At 43.6% G+C, this 21,478-nt stretch carries 20 protein-coding genes and 1 tRNA gene; 2 read left to right on the top strand and 19 right to left on the bottom strand.

Going from position 1 to position 21,478, the window contains the following annotated elements:
• Positions 1-66 precede the first annotated feature (66 nt).
• The 10 genes from B9D94_RS10660 to B9D94_RS10615 form a co-directional block, all read right to left on the bottom strand.
• The gene (locus B9D94_RS10660) at positions 67-1,455 is read right to left on the bottom strand and encodes a helix-turn-helix domain-containing protein (protein WP_040680788.1); all 1,389 of its coding nucleotides are present in this window, start codon (positions 1,453-1,455) and stop codon (positions 67-69) included.
• Between the two features lie 241 nt (positions 1,456-1,696).
• A complete protein-coding gene (locus tag B9D94_RS10655) occupies positions 1,697-4,291 on the bottom strand; it encodes an ABC transporter permease (RefSeq protein WP_006211151.1) in 2,595 nt (864 codons plus the stop codon).
• Complete coding sequence (locus B9D94_RS10650) at positions 4,288-4,971, bottom strand: ABC transporter ATP-binding protein (RefSeq protein ID WP_006211152.1); 684 nt, start codon at positions 4,969-4,971, stop codon at positions 4,288-4,290. The genes B9D94_RS10655 and B9D94_RS10650 overlap by 4 nt, the downstream gene beginning before the upstream one ends.
• 24 nt (positions 4,972-4,995) lie before the next feature.
• Entirely contained in the window at positions 4,996-5,934 is a 939-nt protein-coding gene (locus tag B9D94_RS10645; RefSeq protein WP_148246967.1) for a VanZ family protein, read from the bottom strand.
• A 106-nt stretch (positions 5,935-6,040) separates the two neighbouring features.
• Entirely contained in the window at positions 6,041-7,042 is a 1,002-nt protein-coding gene (locus B9D94_RS10640; RefSeq protein ID WP_063479973.1) for a sensor histidine kinase, read from the bottom strand.
• Positions 7,043-7,726: a response regulator transcription factor gene (locus tag B9D94_RS10635; protein ID WP_148248755.1), complete on the bottom strand. Its 684-nt coding sequence runs from the start codon at positions 7,724-7,726 to the stop codon at positions 7,043-7,045.
• A gap of 292 nt (positions 7,727-8,018) precedes the next feature.
• On the bottom strand, positions 8,019-8,813 hold the full coding sequence (locus tag B9D94_RS10630; protein WP_006211156.1) for an ABC transporter ATP-binding protein: 795 nt from the start codon (positions 8,811-8,813) through the stop codon (positions 8,019-8,021).
• Positions 8,813-9,733, bottom strand: a complete 921-nt coding sequence (locus B9D94_RS10625) for an ABC transporter permease (RefSeq protein ID WP_063479974.1) — start codon at positions 9,731-9,733, stop codon at positions 8,813-8,815. Before B9D94_RS10625 ends, B9D94_RS10630 begins: the two co-directional genes overlap by 1 nt.
• 58 nt (positions 9,734-9,791) lie before the next feature.
• Positions 9,792-10,829: an ABC transporter substrate-binding protein gene (locus B9D94_RS10620; protein ID WP_006211158.1), complete on the bottom strand. Its 1,038-nt coding sequence runs from the start codon at positions 10,827-10,829 to the stop codon at positions 9,792-9,794.
• Positions 10,830-11,119: 290 nt separating this feature from the next.
• A complete protein-coding gene (locus B9D94_RS10615) occupies positions 11,120-11,758 on the bottom strand; it encodes an SGNH/GDSL hydrolase family protein (RefSeq protein WP_006211159.1) in 639 nt (212 codons plus the stop codon).
• Between the two features lie 203 nt (positions 11,759-11,961).
• Between B9D94_RS10615 and B9D94_RS10610 the strand changes: the two genes are divergently transcribed.
• On the top strand, positions 11,962-12,867 hold the full coding sequence (locus B9D94_RS10610; RefSeq protein WP_006211160.1) for an oxygen-dependent tRNA uridine(34) hydroxylase TrhO: 906 nt from the start codon (positions 11,962-11,964) through the stop codon (positions 12,865-12,867).
• Positions 12,868-12,947: 80 nt separating this feature from the next.
• On the opposite strand, the gene B9D94_RS10605 is transcribed toward B9D94_RS10610, so the two are convergent.
• From B9D94_RS10605 to tatC, 5 genes are all read right to left on the bottom strand, one after another.
• A complete protein-coding gene (locus tag B9D94_RS10605) occupies positions 12,948-13,541 on the bottom strand; it encodes a hypothetical protein (RefSeq protein ID WP_006211161.1) in 594 nt (197 codons plus the stop codon).
• Between the two features lie 526 nt (positions 13,542-14,067).
• Positions 14,068-14,661 (bottom strand): TlpA family protein disulfide reductase, encoded by a 594-nt coding sequence (locus B9D94_RS10600; RefSeq protein ID WP_006211162.1) that lies wholly within the window; start codon positions 14,659-14,661, stop codon positions 14,068-14,070.
• An 11-nt stretch (positions 14,662-14,672) separates the two neighbouring features.
• Positions 14,673-15,197 carry a MauE/DoxX family redox-associated membrane protein gene (locus B9D94_RS10595; protein WP_148246966.1) on the bottom strand — a complete coding sequence of 175 codons (525 nt, stop codon included), beginning with the start codon at positions 15,195-15,197 and terminating at the stop codon, positions 14,673-14,675.
• Positions 15,198-15,217: 20 nt separating this feature from the next.
• On the bottom strand, positions 15,218-15,376 hold the full coding sequence (locus B9D94_RS10590) for a twin-arginine translocase TatA/TatE family subunit (protein WP_006211164.1): 159 nt from the start codon (positions 15,374-15,376) through the stop codon (positions 15,218-15,220).
• 13 nt (positions 15,377-15,389) lie between these two features.
• A complete protein-coding gene (tatC, locus tag B9D94_RS10585; RefSeq protein WP_148246965.1) occupies positions 15,390-16,157 on the bottom strand; it encodes a twin-arginine translocase subunit TatC in 768 nt (255 codons plus the stop codon).
• A 312-nt stretch (positions 16,158-16,469) separates the two neighbouring features.
• On the opposite strand from tatC, the gene B9D94_RS10580 reads away from it, so the two are divergent.
• Positions 16,470-16,565: transfer RNA gene (locus B9D94_RS10580), tRNA-Sec, on the top strand.
• A 9-nt stretch (positions 16,566-16,574) separates the two neighbouring features.
• On the opposite strand, the gene selB is transcribed toward B9D94_RS10580, so the two are convergent.
• From selB to B9D94_RS10560, 4 genes are all read right to left on the bottom strand, one after another.
• A complete protein-coding gene (gene selB / locus B9D94_RS10575) occupies positions 16,575-18,461 on the bottom strand; it encodes a selenocysteine-specific translation elongation factor (protein ID WP_148246964.1) in 1,887 nt (628 codons plus the stop codon).
• 29 nt (positions 18,462-18,490) lie between these two features.
• Complete coding sequence (selA, locus tag B9D94_RS10570) at positions 18,491-19,882, bottom strand: L-seryl-tRNA(Sec) selenium transferase (RefSeq protein WP_006211166.1); 1,392 nt, start codon at positions 19,880-19,882, stop codon at positions 18,491-18,493.
• 367 nt (positions 19,883-20,249) lie between these two features.
• A complete protein-coding gene (locus tag B9D94_RS10565) occupies positions 20,250-20,498 on the bottom strand; it encodes a YuzB family protein (RefSeq protein ID WP_006211167.1) in 249 nt (82 codons plus the stop codon).
• A gap of 95 nt (positions 20,499-20,593) precedes the next feature.
• The gene (locus tag B9D94_RS10560; protein WP_006211168.1) at positions 20,594-21,385 is read right to left on the bottom strand and encodes an SDR family oxidoreductase; all 792 of its coding nucleotides are present in this window, start codon (positions 21,383-21,385) and stop codon (positions 20,594-20,596) included.
• Positions 21,386-21,478 lie beyond the last annotated feature (93 nt).

The raw sequence follows: 21,478 nt of genomic DNA, 5'->3' as shown, positions 1-21,478 counted from the left end.
ATCTCTGGTTGTTTGTTGCTCTCTGCATTAACGTTCATCGTCGGTACAGCAACAGCACAAATGATACTAGAGATAACCAATAGATAAGCCAATTTTTTTCTCATTTAATTTTTGCACCTCGCTAACTAAAATAGTATATCGTTTTTGTAATTCGAATGACGAAAAATGACGATATTGCTCGAATAGCCCCATGCATCTAAGCATGCCATTATTACTATTGATTGTAATGGAATTTCCCAAACTTTCCAATATAAATTCAATTCCTTTGTCATAACGTTCTAAACTTATATAATATATTCCTAATTCCGCCAGTAATCGAGTGTATCGTTCGAGTGTAACTTGTGTACTAATTTTACCTATAAGGTATCGTTGTTCCTTATAAACAAGATATTGTCCATAACTTTCTAATATATCATCAACTCTAAATCGATGCCGATTCGCTGCAATCATTATGTTACACAGAGCCGGAAAAATCTCTTCTTCTCGTGTCGAAACATAATCCACATAGTCAGAGAGAACCTCAATTTGACCAACCATTAACTGGTACACATATCTATTAGCTACAGCCCACTCTTTAAACTGGTCTATAATCCGCATTTCCTCATTATTCGGATCTTCTATCCATATAGGATTTGCATATTGTGATACATAGTATAATGCCTTTTCGTATTCTCCACGCTCACTATAGCTATTTTCTAATGATAGATTTGCGTATAAAATATAAAAGACAAGAGGATTCTTCCTTCTTACTTCAATATAACCTTTAGTCTCACTATACTTAAACTCAATCATTGCTTTATGCAACATTAGCTCAGCGAATTCCTCTACTTTATCCCATCTATGAATAGAACCATTTACATTAATTAAATCAACTAGCGCATCCAATTGATAGACCTCATCTAATCTATCAATATAAGGTTCAAAGTATACTGCAGCCCTTGAATTAACCTCCTGATCATCACCCAATTCCAACGTAAACAATCGATACTGGCATAAAGCCAGCCGTTCGGAATGCTGGAATCTCTCACTCTCAGCCACGCTCTTATAGAGCAGCACCGCCGCCTCGTGCTTCCCCTCTCTGAAAAAAACCTCCGCCGTTTCAAAGAGTAAGGGAGAATAGGAAATATTATCCATTGTCATCCGGACGGCCTTGTCCAGACAATCCAGCTTTCCCAGGTCTGCGCACCGGTGAAGAAACGGTCCCAGCCGACGCCAATCCGGTGTGGCATGAAATATGCATTCATCTATATACAGCTCGTAAAAATAACCCTCTTCCAAACCCATCCCTGCCGTAATCCGGTCCAATTGCTGCATGGAAATCGGTCGATTTCCGTTCAGAATGTTGCTGAGTGTGCCGCTATTGACCTCCGATATTTCAGCAAACCGATTAATCGTCATCTCGTTCTTATGTAGGAACTCTTCCATTTGTTCGCGAATCGTGGCTGTCATTTCCAAGCTAACACCACCCTTTAGGATCAGAACCCAAATATTAGTATATCTCTTTATAGTAATCATATTGATTAATATTCCAGCGGTCAATACTTAATTACGTCATATTTTTACACAAAATAACCAAAACACTTTAAAAATACCAAATATATTTACATTTCTCATCTATTTTATATATCGTCCGTTTTATTTCTACTATGAGAAAAAGCGCTCCGAAAATTTCGGATACGCTTCTTCTGCTTCCTCATTATATACTCTCCTGCTTTAATGCATCAATAATGTTTTCCTTCTTCACCTTCGAGCCGGAGTACAACATGGCGGAACCGACAATGACAAATACCGCGACCATGACAGACAGAACGCTCAGCCACGGGAAGGTGAACTCGTAGCTAAATTTGTTCGCAAATGCTCTATCGATCAGATACATCACAACGAAACTGATGGGAAGACCGAAGATCAGCGACTTGACCCCGTAAAAAACACTTTCGTAGTTCATCATTTTCGCAAACCCTTTTGGCGTCATGCCAACGGATTTCAGCATCGCAAACTCTACTTTTCGAAGAGATATGCCGGTTGAGATCGTATTAAATATGTTCGCGATGGAAATCGCCGATATGAGTACGATAAAACCGTATGAAAAGACCGACATCAATCGTATCTGTTGTTCCTCGCTTCTTCTGGATTGATACACATTGTAGATATTCAGATTGGTCTCATGCATCTCTTCGATTTCCTGCTGCGTTTTCATCGGTTCCGTGCTTCTCAGATGGACGTATGTCTGAACGTTAGCTGAATCCTCGTTGTCTGTCAGTCGATCCATGACGCGTTCCGACACAATGATATTCAACCCGCCAACACCTACCGGGTTCATCCCCATGGGAGCTTGATCCGTCAATGCGGCAACGGTCACGTTGCTTATCTTCTTCGTTGATCCGCCACTTTCTTCACTGATATTCGTTAATTCGATGCTTTGACCGATATTCGCATACATAGCCTTCGTCTGGATATATCTCCCCGTATTCATGTCTTGGTAATGGATTGTATCCATCACAATTGCGGCGGGATGATCCGGATCCGTAAGCTGCGTGTAATCTGCGCCGACGGCTGTGGCATAGGCTTGCAGACTGGAATCGTTCAGTGCATGAATCTTGATATCGTAAGGATATTTCCCGTTCTGAAGCAACTCCCTATCCTTCTTAACCTTCTCCTGCAATTCTTCGGCAATCAACGCTTCCTCGATCCAAGCGTTCTTGTACCACTCGTGAGTCATATTGTACTCTGTAACACCATCCAGGGAAACAATCGATTGCATCAACCGTTCGTCTATTCTTTTGCCGCTGCTGTACGATACTTCAATATCAAAGTCGACGCCTTCCTGCGACAGATCCAGGGATCGTTTCATACCGACGGTGAAAAACGATACCGTTAGAAACAAAACGATGCTGATAACAAGCGAAAATACGATAGCATGATATCTCCGTTTGTTCCGTTTTAAATTTTTCAGCCCGATCTCCGCTTCAATGCCGAACAGCTTGCGAATGAACTTCGACGTTCTCACGGCTTTGACCGTAAGTTTCACATCGGTGGTTTGGCGAATCGCGTCCATGGCGGATACCTTGGATGCTCGGATCGCCGGGACATACGTCGAAATGAAAATCGTCAGCATCGACACCATACAAGTAATCAAGAGTGATAACGGCGTGACGATGAGTCTCAACTCTTCTTGGGTCCATAATGCCCCTTGAATCATGGAATTCATGAACCAAAAGGTGATTCCAATTCCGGCAAGCCCGCATAGGATGCCAATAGGAATGCTGATCAAGCCAATGACAATGCCTTCAAAAAGCACTGAATTTCGCTTCTGTCTCTTCGTAGCCCCCACACTCGCAAGCATCCCTAAATGGCGGGAGCGTTCCGAGACGGATATCGCAAAAGCATTATAGATGAGCGAAACCGAGCCGATCATAATGACCCCCATAATGATCGCTGATAAGGAGAACATCATGCTGTACGAGGCTTCGCTTTTGGACAGGCCGTAATAATGAAGCAAGCTGTTATTATATTGGACGTTACCGATATCGTTCTTCTCAGCCAACTCCTCCGCATGAACGAACAAGAACGGGTTGACACGCTGTAACACCACCAACGCATCGACTCGATCGTCTGCCCCGATGAAATTTTCATCGACATAACTAAGGATTGTATACCCCGGGGCCCAAGCCGATTCCCATACGGGAGATTTAATGATGCCTACCACCGTATACTCCCTTGTCTTGACATGCTCCAGCGTTTCGGTCAATGTGCCGTCTTCCCTGCGCAGCGGTTCGGTCTGGTCCAGACAATGATTGCCTTCTTGCTCGAATCGTTCCCCGACGCGAAGGGTGAGATGATCGCCGATGTCGTAATTCACTTTGCCGTCCATTGCAACAGCTTCGGATATGACAACTTCCTTGTCCGTCTGCGGGAGACGTCCCTTGCTTAGGTCAATCTGAAATTGCTCAAAACCTTGCGCATTATATTCCTTGATGAATAAATACGGCTTATTGGGATTCTCACCCCCTTCTAATGGGGCGTACCCAACATCTCTTGTCATCGCAACAGATTTGGATTCGTCATCGCCCTGTATTGCCGCAAGCTGCTCCTTGGTGACATCTTGATATTGGACATGCCACTCCCCGGTGTCTGCAATGGTGTGCCTGACCATTACATCCGAGAAGGAAAACACAAGCGTAGCGACAGCGGTCACCATGGCAACCGATATGATGACGCCGATGATCGTTACCAGCGTCCGTCTCTTGTTCTGCTTCAGATGCCGGATGGTTAGTGTATGAACAATGTTCATCGCCTGATCACCTCGTCTTTGGCAATCCTCCCGTCTTCAATTGAGATGATCCTGTCGGCTTGCAAGGCGATTCGTTCATCATGCGTGATAACGATCAGCGTCTGCTGATAGGTCTTATTCAACATTTTTAATAAATCGACGATCTCGCTGCTATTCTTGCTGTCCAGATTCCCGGTCGGCTCGTCGGCCAGCATGATCGCAGGATTGCCGATGAGCGCTCTGCCAATCGAGACCCGCTGCTGCTGTCCGCCGGATAACTGATTCGGCAGATGATTTAACCGATGCTGCAAATTCAGCGTATTCACAAGGCTGTCCAACTGCTGTTGATCTACCTTTTGCTTGTCCAGCAAGAGCGGCAGCGTCATATTCTCCTCCACCGTCAGGACGGGAATCAGATTGAAAAACTGGTAGATCAAGCCGATTTGCCTGCGTCTGAAGATGGCCAGCTGCGTTTCGTTCAAGGTATACATGTCCGTATCCTGAACAAAAACTTTGCCGCCAGTCGGCCGATCCACGCCGCCCAGCATATGAAGAAGTGTCGATTTCCCCGAACCGGACGGGCCGATAATCGCAATGAATTCGCCTTTTTGCACCGAAAAAGAAACATCGTCAAGCGCCTTCACTGCCGATTCACCTGTGCCATATATTTTAGACAACTGCTCGATTCTTAAAATTTCCATTGCCATACCTCCTGCACTTAATACTCAATTCCAGAAATATACCATTTCTCTAAATCCAACATCCCACAGGGTTGCATTGCCCTCCAGGGTGATCGTAAGCTCATGGGCCTGCGGAATGAGGATTTCGGACATATTCGCCTCATGGCGCTGCGCTTCTGCATATACGGACAGCATCTCATGTCCATCGACAGCAACCCTGATGCTGCCATGGGACTCCTTTTGATCAGGAATTCCATAATTCAGGTAGAGATAGATCTCCCCCTTGTTGCCTAACGTATACGTGTACGCCTCCTTCATTTTGCCTTCGATGCTGTACACATTATATTGGGGTTCTACAATTTGACCGCCGATGCTGAGACTGTATCGCTGGGTTCCCCTTGATGGGTTTCCGGTGCTGTCTTTCCATTCATTTATCGCCACAAACGGACCCATTTCTTTGGTAAACACTTGGTCAACTATACCGAAGACCCCCCATACCCCGAGCAGCAGGACAACACTGGAAATGCCCGCAGCAGCTATATTTCTCCAGTCGTTTTTCGTACGAAAGCCGAGTCTGTACGCCCCGAATCCGATGGCTGCGCCCGATGCGTTCTGTATGACGTCATTCATATCGAAGCTGCCGAGAAACGTCAGTGCCTGAATGGTCTCCAGGATGAGAATGGACAGGATGAACCCCGTCAGGAATCGTATAAAGCTGGTCTGATATAACAACGGAATCAAAATGCCAAAAGGGATGAAGGCTGCGATGTTCCCAAAGCCGACAAGATCCATCAGTGCAGGATGCAGAAGTTCGGATATATCTGGCAGCCTAAAAAAACTGTCCGGCAAGAACATAAAGGTGTGCTCCGTAATCTGATCTACCGTGTCTAATCGACCGAAAGCGAAAAACAAAAAATAAAGAATCAACAGGGTGTAACCTATCGTGAGGCCCAATATCATCTTGCGGTGTTGCTTCAATTGCATGGTTTCACCTCCATCGTTTAGCTGATGAATATCATTTTATCTGTCTAAAATGACTTTCCCGTGACGATGGAGGTGACAATTCAGTCACTTACGGCGTGCCGCCCCGCTATACCACTTGCTTATAAAATTTAATTCGGAACTGCGTACCCTGCTCGCTGTCGCTCATCACATCGATCACGCCGTTCTGGCTGGCAACGATGCTATGTGCCATCGCAAGTCCTATGCCAATGCTTCCCTCACCGGCATTTTTTCCTTTGTAAAAACGCTTGAAAATGTAGGGCAGATCCTCTTTCGGGATGCCTATTCCATTGTCTGTTATGACAATTTCCGTAAATAGTGTGTTTTCGGAATATGTGATGGCGATCGCTCCGCCTTCAGGCGTATGCTCCACACCGTTTTTTAGAATATTGATGACCGCTTCGGCAGTCCAATTGAAATCGCCGACAAAAGAAACGTTATCATCGCCCGCGATAGAAACGGACTGTCCCTTGATATCCATCGGAATCATGATCGGCTCTAATGCCTTCTGAATAAGGCTTTTCACGAGGATTGGATCTTTCTTGAAAGGGATGGTCTTCGCGTCCATTTTCGATAGCTTTAATAAGGAAGAAACCAGCCAATCGATGCGTTCAAGCTGGACGCGAATATGATGGGTGAACTCTGATCTTTTGGCAGGAGGCAGGTCAGGGGCGCTTAACAAATCCGCCATCACGGTCATGGAGGTAAGCGGCGTTTTGAGCTGATGCGAAATATCGGAGATGGCATCCGTCAACTGGATTTTGTCCCGCTGCAATAGAGAGCGGTGCTCCGAGAGCATAAGGGTCACTTTGTAAATATCATTCTTGAGAATGCTCAGCTCGCCTTCTTGATTATCGCGAATGTCAAGGGAATCATTACCGTTGCTAATTTCCCGTAAATAGGCGGACAGCTTCGCCAGCTCGCGATATCTCCATCTCGTGAATAACAAACTGGTGCCAATAAGCAGAATGGACAGAATGGCAACAAACGCCGCCGTGACAGACGAGATAAAGGCAGCAGTAACAATCGCCGATAAGCTGATTGCGCCCATGGCGAGCAATAACATTTGGACTTCCCGATTACGCAGCATCTAATCACCGACCTTATAGCCTAATCCGCGTACGGTTTTGATCAAAGTCGGATGTCCTGGATCATCCTCCAGCTTTTCCCTTAGCCTTTTGATATAAACCGTTAACGTATTGTCATTCACGAAGTCGCCGGCCACGTCCCAGATTTGCTCCAGAAGCTGATTCCTTGTGAGAACCTGTCCGATGTGGTTGCCAAAGATCAGCAGTAGACGATACTCTAAGGCGGTAAGTGGAATTTCGGTCCCTTTTTTATGTACTTTGCCTTCCAGCGTATTAATTCGGATATGGTCGATGTCTATGATCGCTCTGGTGTGGGACGGCTTCTGGTATCTCCGCAAGACGGACTTGATCCGGGAGAGCAGCTCACGAACTCGAAATGGTTTGGTAATGTAGTCGTCGGCTCCCATGTCTAGCCCCATCACGACATTGACCTCATCGTCGATCACCGTTAAGAAGATGACCGGAATGTCTCGTCGCTCTTTCACCAGCTTGCACAATTCGTAGCCGCTCCCGTCCGGAAGCTGTAAATCGAACAAGCATAACGCAAACTGATCTATGTCCTCGGCGAGCACCTTCTGGGCTGATGCAGCATCATGGCAGAGAACAGTTGAAAAACCATCCTGCTGCAGCGAATATTCCAGACCCGATGCAATCGTCTTATCGTCTTCGACTAATAAAATGTTCATCTGCAAATCATCTTTGTGAACGACCATGGATCAACAAGCCTCCTAAATTCAAACGTCCGCTAATTAAGATTAGCAGTCGTCAGGCATTTTACAACAAAGTATACACTTGATATTTCTGTTGGATTGTAGTTGTGGTTCACCCAACATTAACACGTTATCAGGAATCCATGCAAAAAGCGATGGAGATGACGGACATGGAAGGAATCAGAGTATAAAAAAAACGCTAAACCCTCAGTCTTAAGGGCTTAGCGAATATATTGGATGAAGTGTATCTCATCTCACAACAATATGTTTATCCCAGAACTAGACGATCGTCAGACAGCTTGTGACCGCTAATCTGCTCAAATTCCCCTAACAGCTGCTCCACCGTCAGGGATTTCTTGCGCTCTTCATCCACATCCAGAATGATTCGTCCCTTATCCATCATGATAAGGCGATTGCCCAGACGAATGGCTTGTTCCATATTGTGCGTAACCATCAGCGTGGTCAGCTTCATATCCCGCACGATTTCATCGGTTATTCGGGTGATCAGCTCGGCACGGGCCGGATCAAGCGCTGCCGTGTGCTCATCCAGCAGCAGGATTTGCGGCTGCGTGAAGGTCGCCATCAGCAAGCTAAGCGCCTGGCGCTCCCCGCCGGACAGCATCCCTACTTTGGCCCGAAGCCGATCCTCAAGGCCAATGCCAAGCCGCTCCAAATGCTTGCGGAAGCTGGCGCGCTTGGAGGCTGTAACGCCTATGCTGAGCCCGCGGGACTGGCCGCGGCGATGAGCCATCGCCAGATTCTCTTCAATGGTCATATGCGGCGCAGTGCCCGCCATCGGATCCTGAAATACGCGGCCGATCCAGCGACTGCGACGGAATTCCGGCAGATGGCCGATCGAAGTGCCGTCAATACGCACTTCTCCGGCATCCGGCTTCATCACGCCAGAGATGATATTCATCAATGTGGATTTGCCTGCACCGTTACTCCCGATAACCGTCACGAAATCCCCCGGCTTCAAGTGAAGATTGACATCCATCAAGGCAATCTTCTCATCCACCGTGCCCGGATTAAACAGCTTGGAGACATGATTCATTTCCAGCATCAGAGCGCACCTCCTTTGCTCTTCCCTTGAGCTGCCAATAGTTCGATTGAACGCCTCCGTGCCTGTGAACGCTGTTTCATCGCCCGGTTGATGGTTGGAACCACCAGGGCAATAATAACAATAACAGCGGTAATTAATTTCAGATCCGAAGCTTCGAGCCATGGAATCTCATAAGCAGCGGCAACGACAATCCGATAAATAATCGAACCGCAGATTACAGCCAGCGTCGTCCGGAATACCGAACCGGTACCCAGAACAGCCTCGCCAATGATAACGGACGCCAAGCCAATGACAATCATTCCAATACCGGAACCGATGTCCGCAAAACTTGATTGCTGGGCAACCACAGCACCGGATAAAGCGACCAGTCCGTTCGAGATGCTAAGTCCCAGAATCGTGCTTGTATCGGTATTCGCGCCAAAGCTGCGAATCATCCGCTTGTTATCCCCTGTCGCACGGAGCGCAAGGCCAAGATCCGTGCGGAAGAATGCATCCAGCAGCAGCTTTCCAATAATTACAATCACCAACATAATATAGATCGGATCAATAGACCCGAAGATAATTTCTTCCTGACTTAGTGAGATGTTAGGTTTGCCCATAATTCTCATATTGATCGAGTACAAGGCAATCATCATGATGATACCGGAGAGCAGCCCGTTAATCTTGCCCTTGGTATGCAGCAAGCCCGTACAGATACCGGCTACCATGCCCCCGGCAAATGCAGCCAGCGTTGCAAGCCACGGATTCACACCGTTTGTAATCAGGATCGCTGCAATCGCTGCCCCTGTCGTAAAACTTCCATCCACGGTCAGATCCGGAAAATCCAGAATTCGGAACGTAATATATACGCCGAGCGCCATCAGCGCATACAGCAGCCCCAATTCAATTGGACCATCCAGTTTCATCACGAAATCCAGCATGTCTTTGACCTCCTTTAGGATTAAGCAAGGCGCGGGCTGTTATCTCCGCGCCTTACTCTTACTCGATGATGTTATTGTCCGGGTCTTTGACTTCCTGTTTCATGGCGTCCGTCACTTCGATTCCATAGTCAGCCGCAACCTTCGTGTTCAAGATCAGATCGAGTTTATCCGGCTTCGTGATTTCCATGTCCCCCGGATTCTTGCCGTTTTTCAGGATCTCTACGGCCATCTGGCCCACTTGATATCCATGATCGTAGTACTTGAATCCAACCGTTGCAAAAGCTCCCTTTTCCACCGTATCGCGGTCACTGGAAAAGAACGGAATTTTATTCTTTTGTGCGGTCTGAATAATTGTCTCGACTCCACTTACCACGGTATTATCCAGTGTGATATAAAAGGCATCCACTTTACCGACTAGCGATTCCGCTGCTTGCTTCACTTCCGAAGTATTGGTAACAGCAGCTTTCACAAGCTCGATTCCATGCTCCGAAAGTACCTCTTCTGCCGTGTTTGCCATAACAACCGCATTTGCTTCTCCTTCATCTAAGACCAAACCAATCCTCTTAACATTTGGAAAATGAGTATTTACAAAATTCATCAATTGTTTGGTTGCTTCCGGGTTCGTGTCAGATGCCCCGGTGATGTTGCCCCCTGGTTTCTTCAAATCGCTGACCAGCTTCGCATCGAGCGGATCTGTTACAGCTGCGAACAAGACCGGCTTCTCCTTCACGTTCTGCGCCACAGCCTGTGCCGAATCGGTTGCAATCGCGATCACCAGATCCGATTTTGTATCCTTCAGTTTCTGTCCAATCGAGAGGTTGTTCGCCGGGTCACCTTGTGCATTGTTGTAATCAATCTTCAGCGTTTTGTCATCCTCCGAGATGCCGGCTTCCTTCAGTGCTGCCAGAATACCCTCCCGTGTTGCATCCAGAGATGGATGCTCTACGATCTGCGATATCGCAATGCTGTACTCTTTCTTCTCTGCATCTCCGCCGCTACCCGTTTGGGTCGTGCCGCCTTCCTGCTTGTCCCCGCACCCAACAGCCGTAACCAGCAATGCGGACAGTGTAAGTGATAACCACATTTTTCTCTTCATCATGATTCCCCTCTCATTTGTTAACCACTTTGCCTTGCAAACCATAATTTTCTACATAAAGCGACAACGCTTCCCCGCTTTCATAGACGAAAGCATTAAAGTCAAAAAATAGGTCGTTCCAATTGAACAACGGTCTATTATGAACATTTTATATGTACCCAATTGTATTCGTCAATCAGGATTTTCAAGAGAATGATCCTTTACACAAAAGAACATCCCCGGACAACAACAACCCCGGGGATGTCAGCCAAGCATGATATGTTCTTATATAGAAGATAAATTCTCCGAGTCTACAGAATCGAGCGCCCCTGCATTGTGGCTAACCAAGCTTCTGCCATGAGCGCATGACCTGCCGGCGATGGGTGTACACCATCCGGTGCCCAGTAACTCATCTCCATCTTCGAACTCGCTGCTGCAAAAATCCCATCCAGCGGAACGTATAAGGTTTCAAACTCACGTGATAATTCGCGAACGGCTTGAATTTTGGGATCCAGATCCTCACGCCATTCTTTCTTTGCTTCTGTAACAGGCAGCAAGAACGGCTCCATCAGAATGAAATTCGCACCGGTTAATTCGCGGGTTTGGATAAGAAGCTCCCGGTACCCTTCATAATAGGCCTCCACGGAGGTTGCTTCGCCCTGATTATACTTCCTGCCCGTTTCATTGATGCCGACCAATATGGATACCCATGTTGGATCAAGGCCAATGCAGTCTTCCTCCCAGCGGCCCCGCAGATCGACAACCCGGTTCCCGCTAATCCCGCGATTCAGAAAACGCAGCCTTTTCAGAGGAGACTCCATGCCTAACCGGGCAGCAGCCATGAGGGCATATCCATGCCCCAAACTGTCCGACTCCTCGTAATTTCGACCGCAATCGGTAATACTGTCGCCTTGAAACAATACGAGTGCATTATGCTCGATATGTACCATGCTGTTTAACGCCTCCATTTTAATGAAAGTGTTCTCCTGCTCACCCCTTCATCATAACCGCTTTCATTCGCTCTTGGAACCCCAAAATTCACATTTCATGGCAAACTTTCTATACATTTAAGTTGACTATGTGAAATGAATTCACTACAATTCTATAAGGTATACGTATGGCTGAATATATAAAAAGAACAGGTGATTAAATCATGTCAGAACAACAGAATTATCAGATCCTTCTCTATTATAAATTTGTTCAGATACCGGACCCTGAAGTCTTCAAAGATGAACATCTTCAGTATTGCAAGGACCTTGGGCTTAAGGGACGTATTCTTGTTGCCTCCGAGGGCATCAATGGGACAGTCTCCGGTACGATTGAACAGACGGAACAATATATGCAGGATATGCATGCCAACCCGTTATTTGCGGATATGGTGTTCAAGATCGACCCTTCCGAAGGACATGCCTTCAAGAAAATGTTCGTCCGTCACCGCGAAGAGCTCGTGACCTTCCGCGTGGAGGACGAGCTCGACCCTAACATGATCAGCGGAGCCCGCTTATCGCCTCAGCAATTCTACGAGCAATTGCAGCGCGATGATATCATTGTCATCGATGGACGTAATGACTATGAATATGATATCGGTCATTTCCGTAATGCGATTCGTCCAGAGGTTCAGTCCTTCCGGGAGTTTCCGGATTGGATTCGGGAGAATCTGAGCGAACACAAGGACAAAACGATTTTGACTTACTGTACTGGGGGCATTCGCTGTGAGAAGCTGACCGGCTTCATGCTTAAGGAAGGCTTCAAGGATGTTGCCCAGCTCGATGGCGGGATTGTCACCTACGGCAAAGATCCTGAAGTGCAAGGTCGTCTGTTCGACGGAAAATGCTACGTGTTTGACGAGCGCATCTCCGTGCCGATCAATCAGACGGACGAGGACATTATTGTCGGTAAATGCCACCACTGCGGTAAGCCTGAAGACCGGTACATTAACTGTGATAATGATGCCTGCCATCTTCAGCATGTATGCTGCGAAGAGTGTGAAGAGCTGCATCATAGCTGCTGCTCGACCGAGTGTGAGGAGATTGTGGCTGCAAGCCATAACGCTTCCTGATTATAAGTAACCTGAAGAAATAACAAGCGACCGTCCCTAACAATTGCGAGGGACGGTCGCTTATTTATTTAGAACATTTATCATTTTAGCGACATTGTCAATTCCATCACTAAATAAATCAAGAACAACGTGGATGCAATACCATTTATGGATTTATAAAACCCGGATTTATTCTTATACAAGCTTCTAACTTTAGTCACATCTAATTCTTTTCTCAACGAGAACAGTATTGTAGGCATTGCGCGCGAAAAACCATACAAAAAGCCGAAAAGCAGCCCAACGGTTGGATCTTTAAAAAGACCAATATAGATGTACAGTATATAGAAGGTCATAAATGGTAAATACGTAAAGATCCCCGCTCCCAGAATGCTTCCCCATACCCACATATTTCGAACCGGAGGTCCATTAACCCATGATGCCGGGATTTGCCATTTCCGCTGTGGGACTTTTAAGTTTAAAATTTTAAAATCATGCAGAATGTATAATCCGACTAATACGATCATGAATATCATTTTTAGAATGTACGGCAACCATGAGAAAACGACAAATAATAATAAAGTATACAAAAATCCTGATAGCGCGCCCGAAAGGGACGAAGCCATCAAATAGTTAGCCCAGCACTTCATTCTTGTTTTTAAAGTCTTCTCACCGAGAAGACTGACCTCGAAGGTCACATTTAGCCCTCAATTTGTGCTTACTTTAGTTACGCCTGCTGTGCAAGCCAGGAATAACAATATGATGAATTCAACATATTCCAAGCCTAATTCCCCCTAATTATCTTATCGTTACGGCACATCCACAATCCGATGTGTATGGTCGAGTGGAGTCGTTACCGCTTAATGTACAATCACAACAAGCTATCGAACCCCAAGAATAACCTAGGCACCAGCAGCCTGTCGATTCGTAACCATGCGCATAAGAGACTTTATAGCCCGTTGGACATTTGCTTGATTGTGAACTTGAACACCCTGGACAAGCTTTCCGATTAGGAAAATTACAAGTCGCAGATTGATCGTATCCCCAAATTTGGCACCACGAGGAAGATCCATCCGCAAAAACCGGACGTGCCGAGAAAGAAACGAATGAAAGGAAAGCAGTCGAAAGAACTGTTTTTAAGAACGTTGATCGTGAAACTTTTCGTTCCAAGTTCTCAGCCATAACCTTAGTAAACCTATCAACCGATTCAAGCCATTTAATCATTTATTTTACCGTCCTTTCAGGGAGATTTGTTTCTTCAACTAACACAGATTCACCTTCAAGTGCCGATATTAAACCATGGATGTGTTCGATACCGTTGCATAATCCTTTTCCTTTGACTGTCCCATTCTCGTCTATAACAAATGCAAACGGTGTAACTCTAACCTGGCAGGATGCTAGTATCTCTCTTTCTTCATCTAATAATAGTTCGCCAATCAATGATTTATCCGCTAAAAGTTTGGAAAACGACGTCTTGTCCCCGAGCCCTACAATAACAAAGTTGATTTTTTCATTATATTTCATATACGCTTTATTCCATTCGGGAATTAATTCCTGGCAAGGTTTGCAACCAGGCGAGATAAAAGCAATCAATGTCGGTTTATGAAAAAATGAATCGATCGGTATTCTTTCATTTGAAAAATACGATTTTGCTGAAAATTCAGGCAGCTTGCTCCCAATCGATACACCGTCTCGAGTAATGGCCTCACGTGTGCCCAAGTACACGGAACCAAATTGTCTATAAAGAAGAAATAATGAGAACAACATGAATAACACAACGATCCACAAGAGCACATTAGAATAAAATAATATGTCCATAAACCCTCCCGTTAGGCTTTTAATAGCTTCATGTTTTTCTTATAATCATTCCATATTTTCTGCGAAAGAAAGTAGATAAAGACTATAACTACACCTAATACCAATGATGCTGCTGAGTATATAGAATGTTGAAACCATGTTACTCCTATTGCCAAAACATTCAATACGATTAAGGCACCATTACGGTACAACGAAAAAATATCCACTTGGCTTTCCAAGAAGTTTCCGAAACATGAGCATGTAACGGATCGTTTTGACTTGATAACCATGATATCCGCGATAAGAAAACTGACCAGCAGCAACAAAGTCATCATAAAGCCGTAGAAGGAACTGCTGTGAAATATAATCAAAATTGAAGCAAACAGTTCGATGACAGGCAGGGTATAACCATACATGACAGATAATTTCCTTGGAACGACTCTATACTCGATGACGCCATCGACGAATTTTTTTATGTTGACAAGCTTTGGTACCGAGGATATTAAAAAAATCAAGAAAAATACAACTTTTAATATGCTGCCCGCTAGCTCTAACATAAATATAGTTCCCTTCGATTTTATTGATCTTTAGGTTCTTTACTCGAAATCCCTTCTTTAAATTCTTTCACAGCGGAGCCTAGCGATCTTCCCATTGACGGTAAATTCTTCGCCCCAAATACGACAAGGCCAAGAATCAACAATAGAATAATGCCTGGGACGCCGATTTGATTAAACATAACCTCTCCCCTTTCATTTCTTCCGTTTATTTTCTAAAAAAGCGCACAATGCTAGCCCAATTTCGAAAATAGAGATTAATAAAATCATGGCAGTAATATCCGAAATAAAGTCAGGTGGAGTTAAAACAACAGCAGTTATACAAAAGATGGGATATAAAAATTTACGAAATTTCTTAATGGTAGTCGGGGATATGATTCCTAGATGAGTTAAAAAAACCATAAATGCGGGGATTTCCAGTATTAATCCGGTCAATAAACAGATCATAAATACAAACTGAAAGTAATCGGAGAAGTTATACATCGTATTCATACTCAGATCCTCGGTAACACCCAGAAAAAATGAAAACAAAAATGGTGTCAAGAAGTAATAGCCTATAAGCACTCCAAGAAAAAAGAGTATAGATACGATAATTGAGAACACTATAAAGCCTTTTGTGATATTCTTGCTAATTGCCGGCTTAATAAAAAGAAACAATTGCATAATTAAGATTGGAAATGATAAACACACGCTTTGAAGGAGCATCGTTTTAGCATAGATAGAAACAGATTCCGTGACTTTAAAAACATTTAGTTCAATTTCGTGAGAAATTGCTGACGATTGCAACAAATTCACAACATAAGGCGATGTAAAATACGTAATGATTAAACTCGTTAAAAATGCAGCTACGAAATAAAGTAATCTCTTTCGAAGCTCATAAAAATGTTCAATAAATTTCTTAGAATCGTTATCATAAATACGAGGTTCTTCAATAGCGCTTATCTTTTCAATTTCATTTAACATTTTCTCTCCCAAGTATTACGAGTAATAGTATTCGGATTGCTAAAGACGAAACGCCGACGGAATTTGACTTAGTCTCCCTCCTTCCAGCATGTCATTTCAATATCCTTTAAAATATCCAAATAAAAGAAATATAGCCCAAATATTTACTTGGTATATCAATTATAGTTATATTAATAATTCTTTCAAATAGGACCATTAGCTCAAAAAGTATGATTGCCTAAATATGAAATTGAAATACAAACTCTGATCGGTAGACAATGATTGATAATGTGAATATATAGTTGTATAATAAGATTCCAAAATTAGTTATTTGAGGCTGGCTAGGTTACTGGTGTTCCTCTAGGTCTTCAAAACCTTTTGGGAGATTATTGGATCTCCGGTGGGTTCGATTCCCACACAGTCTCGCCATTAACTCATTCACAATGTCCATTTTCGGATATCTTTTACTCTTTTGGTAAATTGTAAGAGGTCCAGAAGTTCGAGAAACTTAACTAGATTTTTTCTTGGTATACTTAAGATTTCCCTTGCATCTTGCAGAGAAAATGGATGTTGTTTTGTTGCGTGATATAGTAATTTAAATTGATCATCAAAAGTTTCATAATGAATAAGTTGTTTATCGCCTATTGGATAACCCAATTTTTTCGTAATCATGAAATGATATGATTCATGTTCAAATCGACTATGGACATTTTCACTTCTGCAGTATTCCCCCCATTCCTTCACCTCCATCCGATCATGCTTTAAATTGTCTAAAACTCTGTCAAATTTCGACACAAGTTCTTTCGGGATATGAGGCTCAAAATCTGTCAAATAAATGATGTGCTGCTCCCTTGCAATGGTTCTCTTTTCTATTTCCTTGTTTATTACCGCCTCAATTAGTTTTTTAGGAAAATTTCTTTCCAAAATTTGAATGCACTCTGCTTTGCTTATCCCGATTCGGAAAGGATTTAATTCATGGTATTTGTGCACTTCAAACTTTACCTGGGATCCTGCATCATTATAAACTTCCTTAGAAGTGAAAAAACCAGGCTCGATTTCAACAATTTGATCGCTGTCTATCATCCCATTTAATATCTCGTTGATCTGATCACAGCTAATTGACAACGATTTACTTATTTCATTTTTATCCAAACATTTTTTTGTTGATAATACATCTAATACTCTTTCTTCCGAACTTGCTTCTCTTTGTTGCAATAACCTCTGAATCGTTTCTTCACCAAATCGATATTTTTCACCGGCCGTACCAATAACCCATCCACCACCAATGGTTTCTGAAGGTGAAGGGCGTCTTATAATAAAACGATCGCCGCGTTTAACGACAATCGGACTCGTTAATCGAATTTGACACAAAACTTCAGAGCCTTCGCGTAATTCATTACGATCGAAGAATACAATGTATCCCGAGGATTCGGTTGTTCCACAATAAAAATGGATGGGGGTACGTTGTTTTACAGGATATTGAAGGTGATTTACTGAGTTAAGTGACACATCCACCATCGTACTTAGTGTGAAATTGGTTGATGTTACGATAACATCGCCCCTCTTTATTTTGCTTTGTTTAAGTGCACCACCAATATTGATGGCTACTCGCTGACCTGCCGAAGCTTTATCTTTAGAACAGTTATGTATTTGAACTTCCTTTGCCTTTACTGAGCATTGTTGTGGCAATACGATTAACGTATCCCCTTTATTAACAACCCCTTCGTATATCGTCCCTCTTACAACGACTCCATGACCGTGAATGGTAAAAACCTGGTCAATCGGTAATCTTAAAGCTCCATTAGAAATTCGTTGCGGGATTTCTATCAACTTCTCATGTAGCGATAGCTTAAGTTCATCAATCCCTGTTTTTCTTATATTATCCACAAACAACGTTTCAACTTCTTCAAAAATGGAGCCTTTTACGACCTTATTTATATCTTCTACAACCATATTCAGAAATTCAGGTTCTACCCTATCAATTTTCGTGACAACAATAAGACCATTCACGATCCCTAATAGCGTTAGAATTTCAATATGCTCTCTCGTCTGGGGCATTACCCCTTCATCTGCGGCAACGACCAGGATGACAAGGTCTATCCCTGCGACCCCCGCAATCATTTTCTTTATGAATTTTTCATGTCCCGGTACATCGATAATGGATGCTTCTATACCATATAATGAGAATTGAGCATAACCTAACTCAATGGAGATGTTTCTTTCCTTTTCTACTTTCAAACGGTCGGTATCAATATTCGTTAAAGCCTTCGTTAATGAAGTCTTACCATGGTTAATATGACCAGCGATTCCAATCGTATAATACATAGTTTGATCTCCAATGCTATTCAATAGTTTTAAATCATACGGGTTCCAAAGATCTCGTTTAATCCTTGCGCAACAATCACAATTTCGTCCGCCTGTATCGTCCTAGCATCTAGAAGAAGGGCATTCTTATGAATTCGAGCAATGATCGGAGGATCATGCTTTCGTAGTTCTCTTTCCAACCACTGTACATCGAATCGATCGGAATTAACCGCGACAACAAAAGATGGCAATTTTACATCAGGCATCGAACCGCCACCGATCTCAGAGTAATCTGGAATGATTTTAGCATATGGTTTATAGTCGTCTAACAGTAGGTCACAAAGCTCCTCTGCCTTTTTCTTAATTTCTTGTGGCGTAAGCAGGATATCTCTAAGTGTAGGTAGTTCTTCTACCAACTTTTTTTCATCAAGATACAATAATAGCGTGGATTCTAGAGCAGCAAGAGTTAACTTATCCGGTCGCAAAGCTCTGATGAGCGGATTTTTCTTTAAAGTATTGATTAAATCACGTCTACCAATAATAATGCCGGCTTGAGGTCCTCCTAACAATTTATCGCCGCTAAAGCTGATCAAATCTACTTTCTTGTCGACGATCTCTTTAATAAACGGCTCGTTGCCGATTTTGTGTTTTTTTAAATCGTATAATACACCGCTGCCAAGATCCTCATACACCGGAATATGATGCTTCTGTCCAAGCATGACGAGGTCTTCAGTCAATACAGAATGTGTATATCCGTTCATTACAAAATTGCTCTTGTGGACCTTAAGTAACATAGCCGTATTCTCATTGATTGCTCGCTCATAGTCATGCGTATATGTGCGGTTAGTCGTACCAACTTCGTTAAGAACAGCCCCGCTTTCCTTCATGATGTCAGAAATACGAAATGATCCTCCGATTTCAACAATTTCACCTCGGGATACAATAACCTCCTTTTCTGAAGCTATTGCCTTGAGTATAAGAAATACAGCGGATGCATTATTATTCACAACCAAGGCTGCCTCTGCACCCGTCAAAGTCGTAATAAGTTGTTCGACGATATCATGTCTGGATCCGCGCTTTCCTGTTTCAAGATTATATTCTAAATTCGAGTATCTTCCGGCTATTTTTGTTAGATGCTGATTAACCGCATTCGGAAGTACAGAACGTCCTAGATTGGTATGCAAAACAACGCCAGTGGCATTAATGACTGGAACCATATTGGGTTTTAAACGCTTCCGAATAAAATCTACAAGATCGTTTAGCAATTGATCCTCCGAGATGGATGTCAACTGTCCAGAGACGATTTCGCTTCTAACTTCTTCAAGATACTTTTTTATTAATATGGTGATATAGTCGGATGATACAGCATGATTTTCTACTATATTTTTTATAATGGGATGATTTAATTGGCTGGCAACAGAGGGAATAGAACGAAAGATCATATATTTCTCCTTGGTTTTAGTATAGGAATACTTAATTACATCAATTTATAGTATATATTCTAGGAAGGGAATCTTATGGTTTAATTATTACTTCATGTAAATTATAGTAATAATTAAATTTATTCTCACAATTTATTCCTTTTGAATCAAAGTATAATCATACTTTTTATATCAAGCAACCGCTTATCTTAAAAATCTACATAATTTTCAAGATGGAATATTGCTACACTATTTCGAATTTCATTATGATGCAATATGTAAAAATCCCTTTCTGCCAACAAATGTTAAGTCATCGTTTCAGATGTACTTTTCAACATTTGTGTGCAAAAAGGGATGATATCAACATGTATTTAATTGTTTCTAGCGATTAAATATCATGGAAAACAGCCAGTTCAGCCTCGATAGCAGCTTTGATCTTCTCGACGCATTCTTCCGTCGTTGCCGCAAATACACGGTTTCCATTCACCATTGCATATGGACGCAGCTTGCACAGACCGCAAAGATTCATGCAATCCGCCCGCAGGACCGCGATTTCGGGATACAATTCCTCAAGATGCTCAAGTTCCAAAGCACTCATCAAGTTGCTGTCGCATATTTCCACAACAACAATACCCATCCCCATCTTCATCACCACAATTCAATTTGACAATACGTTCATTCATTATGAGGAATAGACCCGGTTTTGTCAAATCAAAACGAACACTGCAGCATTTAATGAATGAGCGACTCCGCACCATCGATATAGATTTCCGTGCCGGTGATGTGCGAGGAATCATCGGATGCCAGAAAAGCCACCAGTTGGGCCACTTGCGCAGGTTGTCCCGGACCATCTGCCAAAGGCTGGTCCCCTTCCGGATATTCAATCGGGATGGTCACTTCGTCCAGCTCCGGCTTGGCAATCGTGCTCTGATCAATGTTGGTTGCGATTGCACCCGGACAGATCGCGTTTACCCGGATTTTATAACGTGCAAGCTCCAGAGCCGCCATCTTCATAAAAGCAACCTGACCTGCTTTTGTTGTGCTGTATGCAGAGAAACCAAACCCGGTAAACACCCGATTTCCGTTGATGGAGCTGGTTATGATAATGCTGCCCCCCGCTTCTTTTAAGTAGGGAATCGCATATTTCACCGTAGCGAAGGTTCCTCTTAAATTGATGTTAATGGTTGCATCCCATTCGTCCAGCTCCATGATTTCGATCGGGGCCTTCGTTCCGTTTATTCCTGCGTTTGCGAACACGATATCGATCTTGCCCCACTTATCAACCGCTTCGCTGAAGCAATCCTTCAGCGATTCAGCATGGGAGATATCGCAGTTGCCCGTTATGGCTTCGCCGCCGCCTTGTTCAATGGTGCTCTTCACCTTCTCTACGCGTTCACGATCGATATCGATCAACAGCAGCTTAGCTCCCTGCTCCGCCAACAGAAGGGCTGAGGCCTGGCCGATTCCGGAACCCGCACCGGTAACGATGGCTACTTTGCCATCCAAACGTTGATTCGTTGACATTGCCACAACCTCCTTGTTCAGTTACATGATTATACATAACCCAAGGAGTCCAGCTCTGAATCTTGCCTGACCAATGCTGTCATACAATTTACT

It is taken from the genome of Paenibacillus sp. Cedars (assembly GCF_003184205.1).
Classification (GTDB): Bacteria; Bacillota; Bacilli; order Paenibacillales; family Paenibacillaceae; genus Paenibacillus_AQ; species Paenibacillus_AQ glucanolyticus.
Note: the sequence above shows the minus strand (reverse complement) of the source record. Positions and strands in the feature narration are given on the sequence as shown.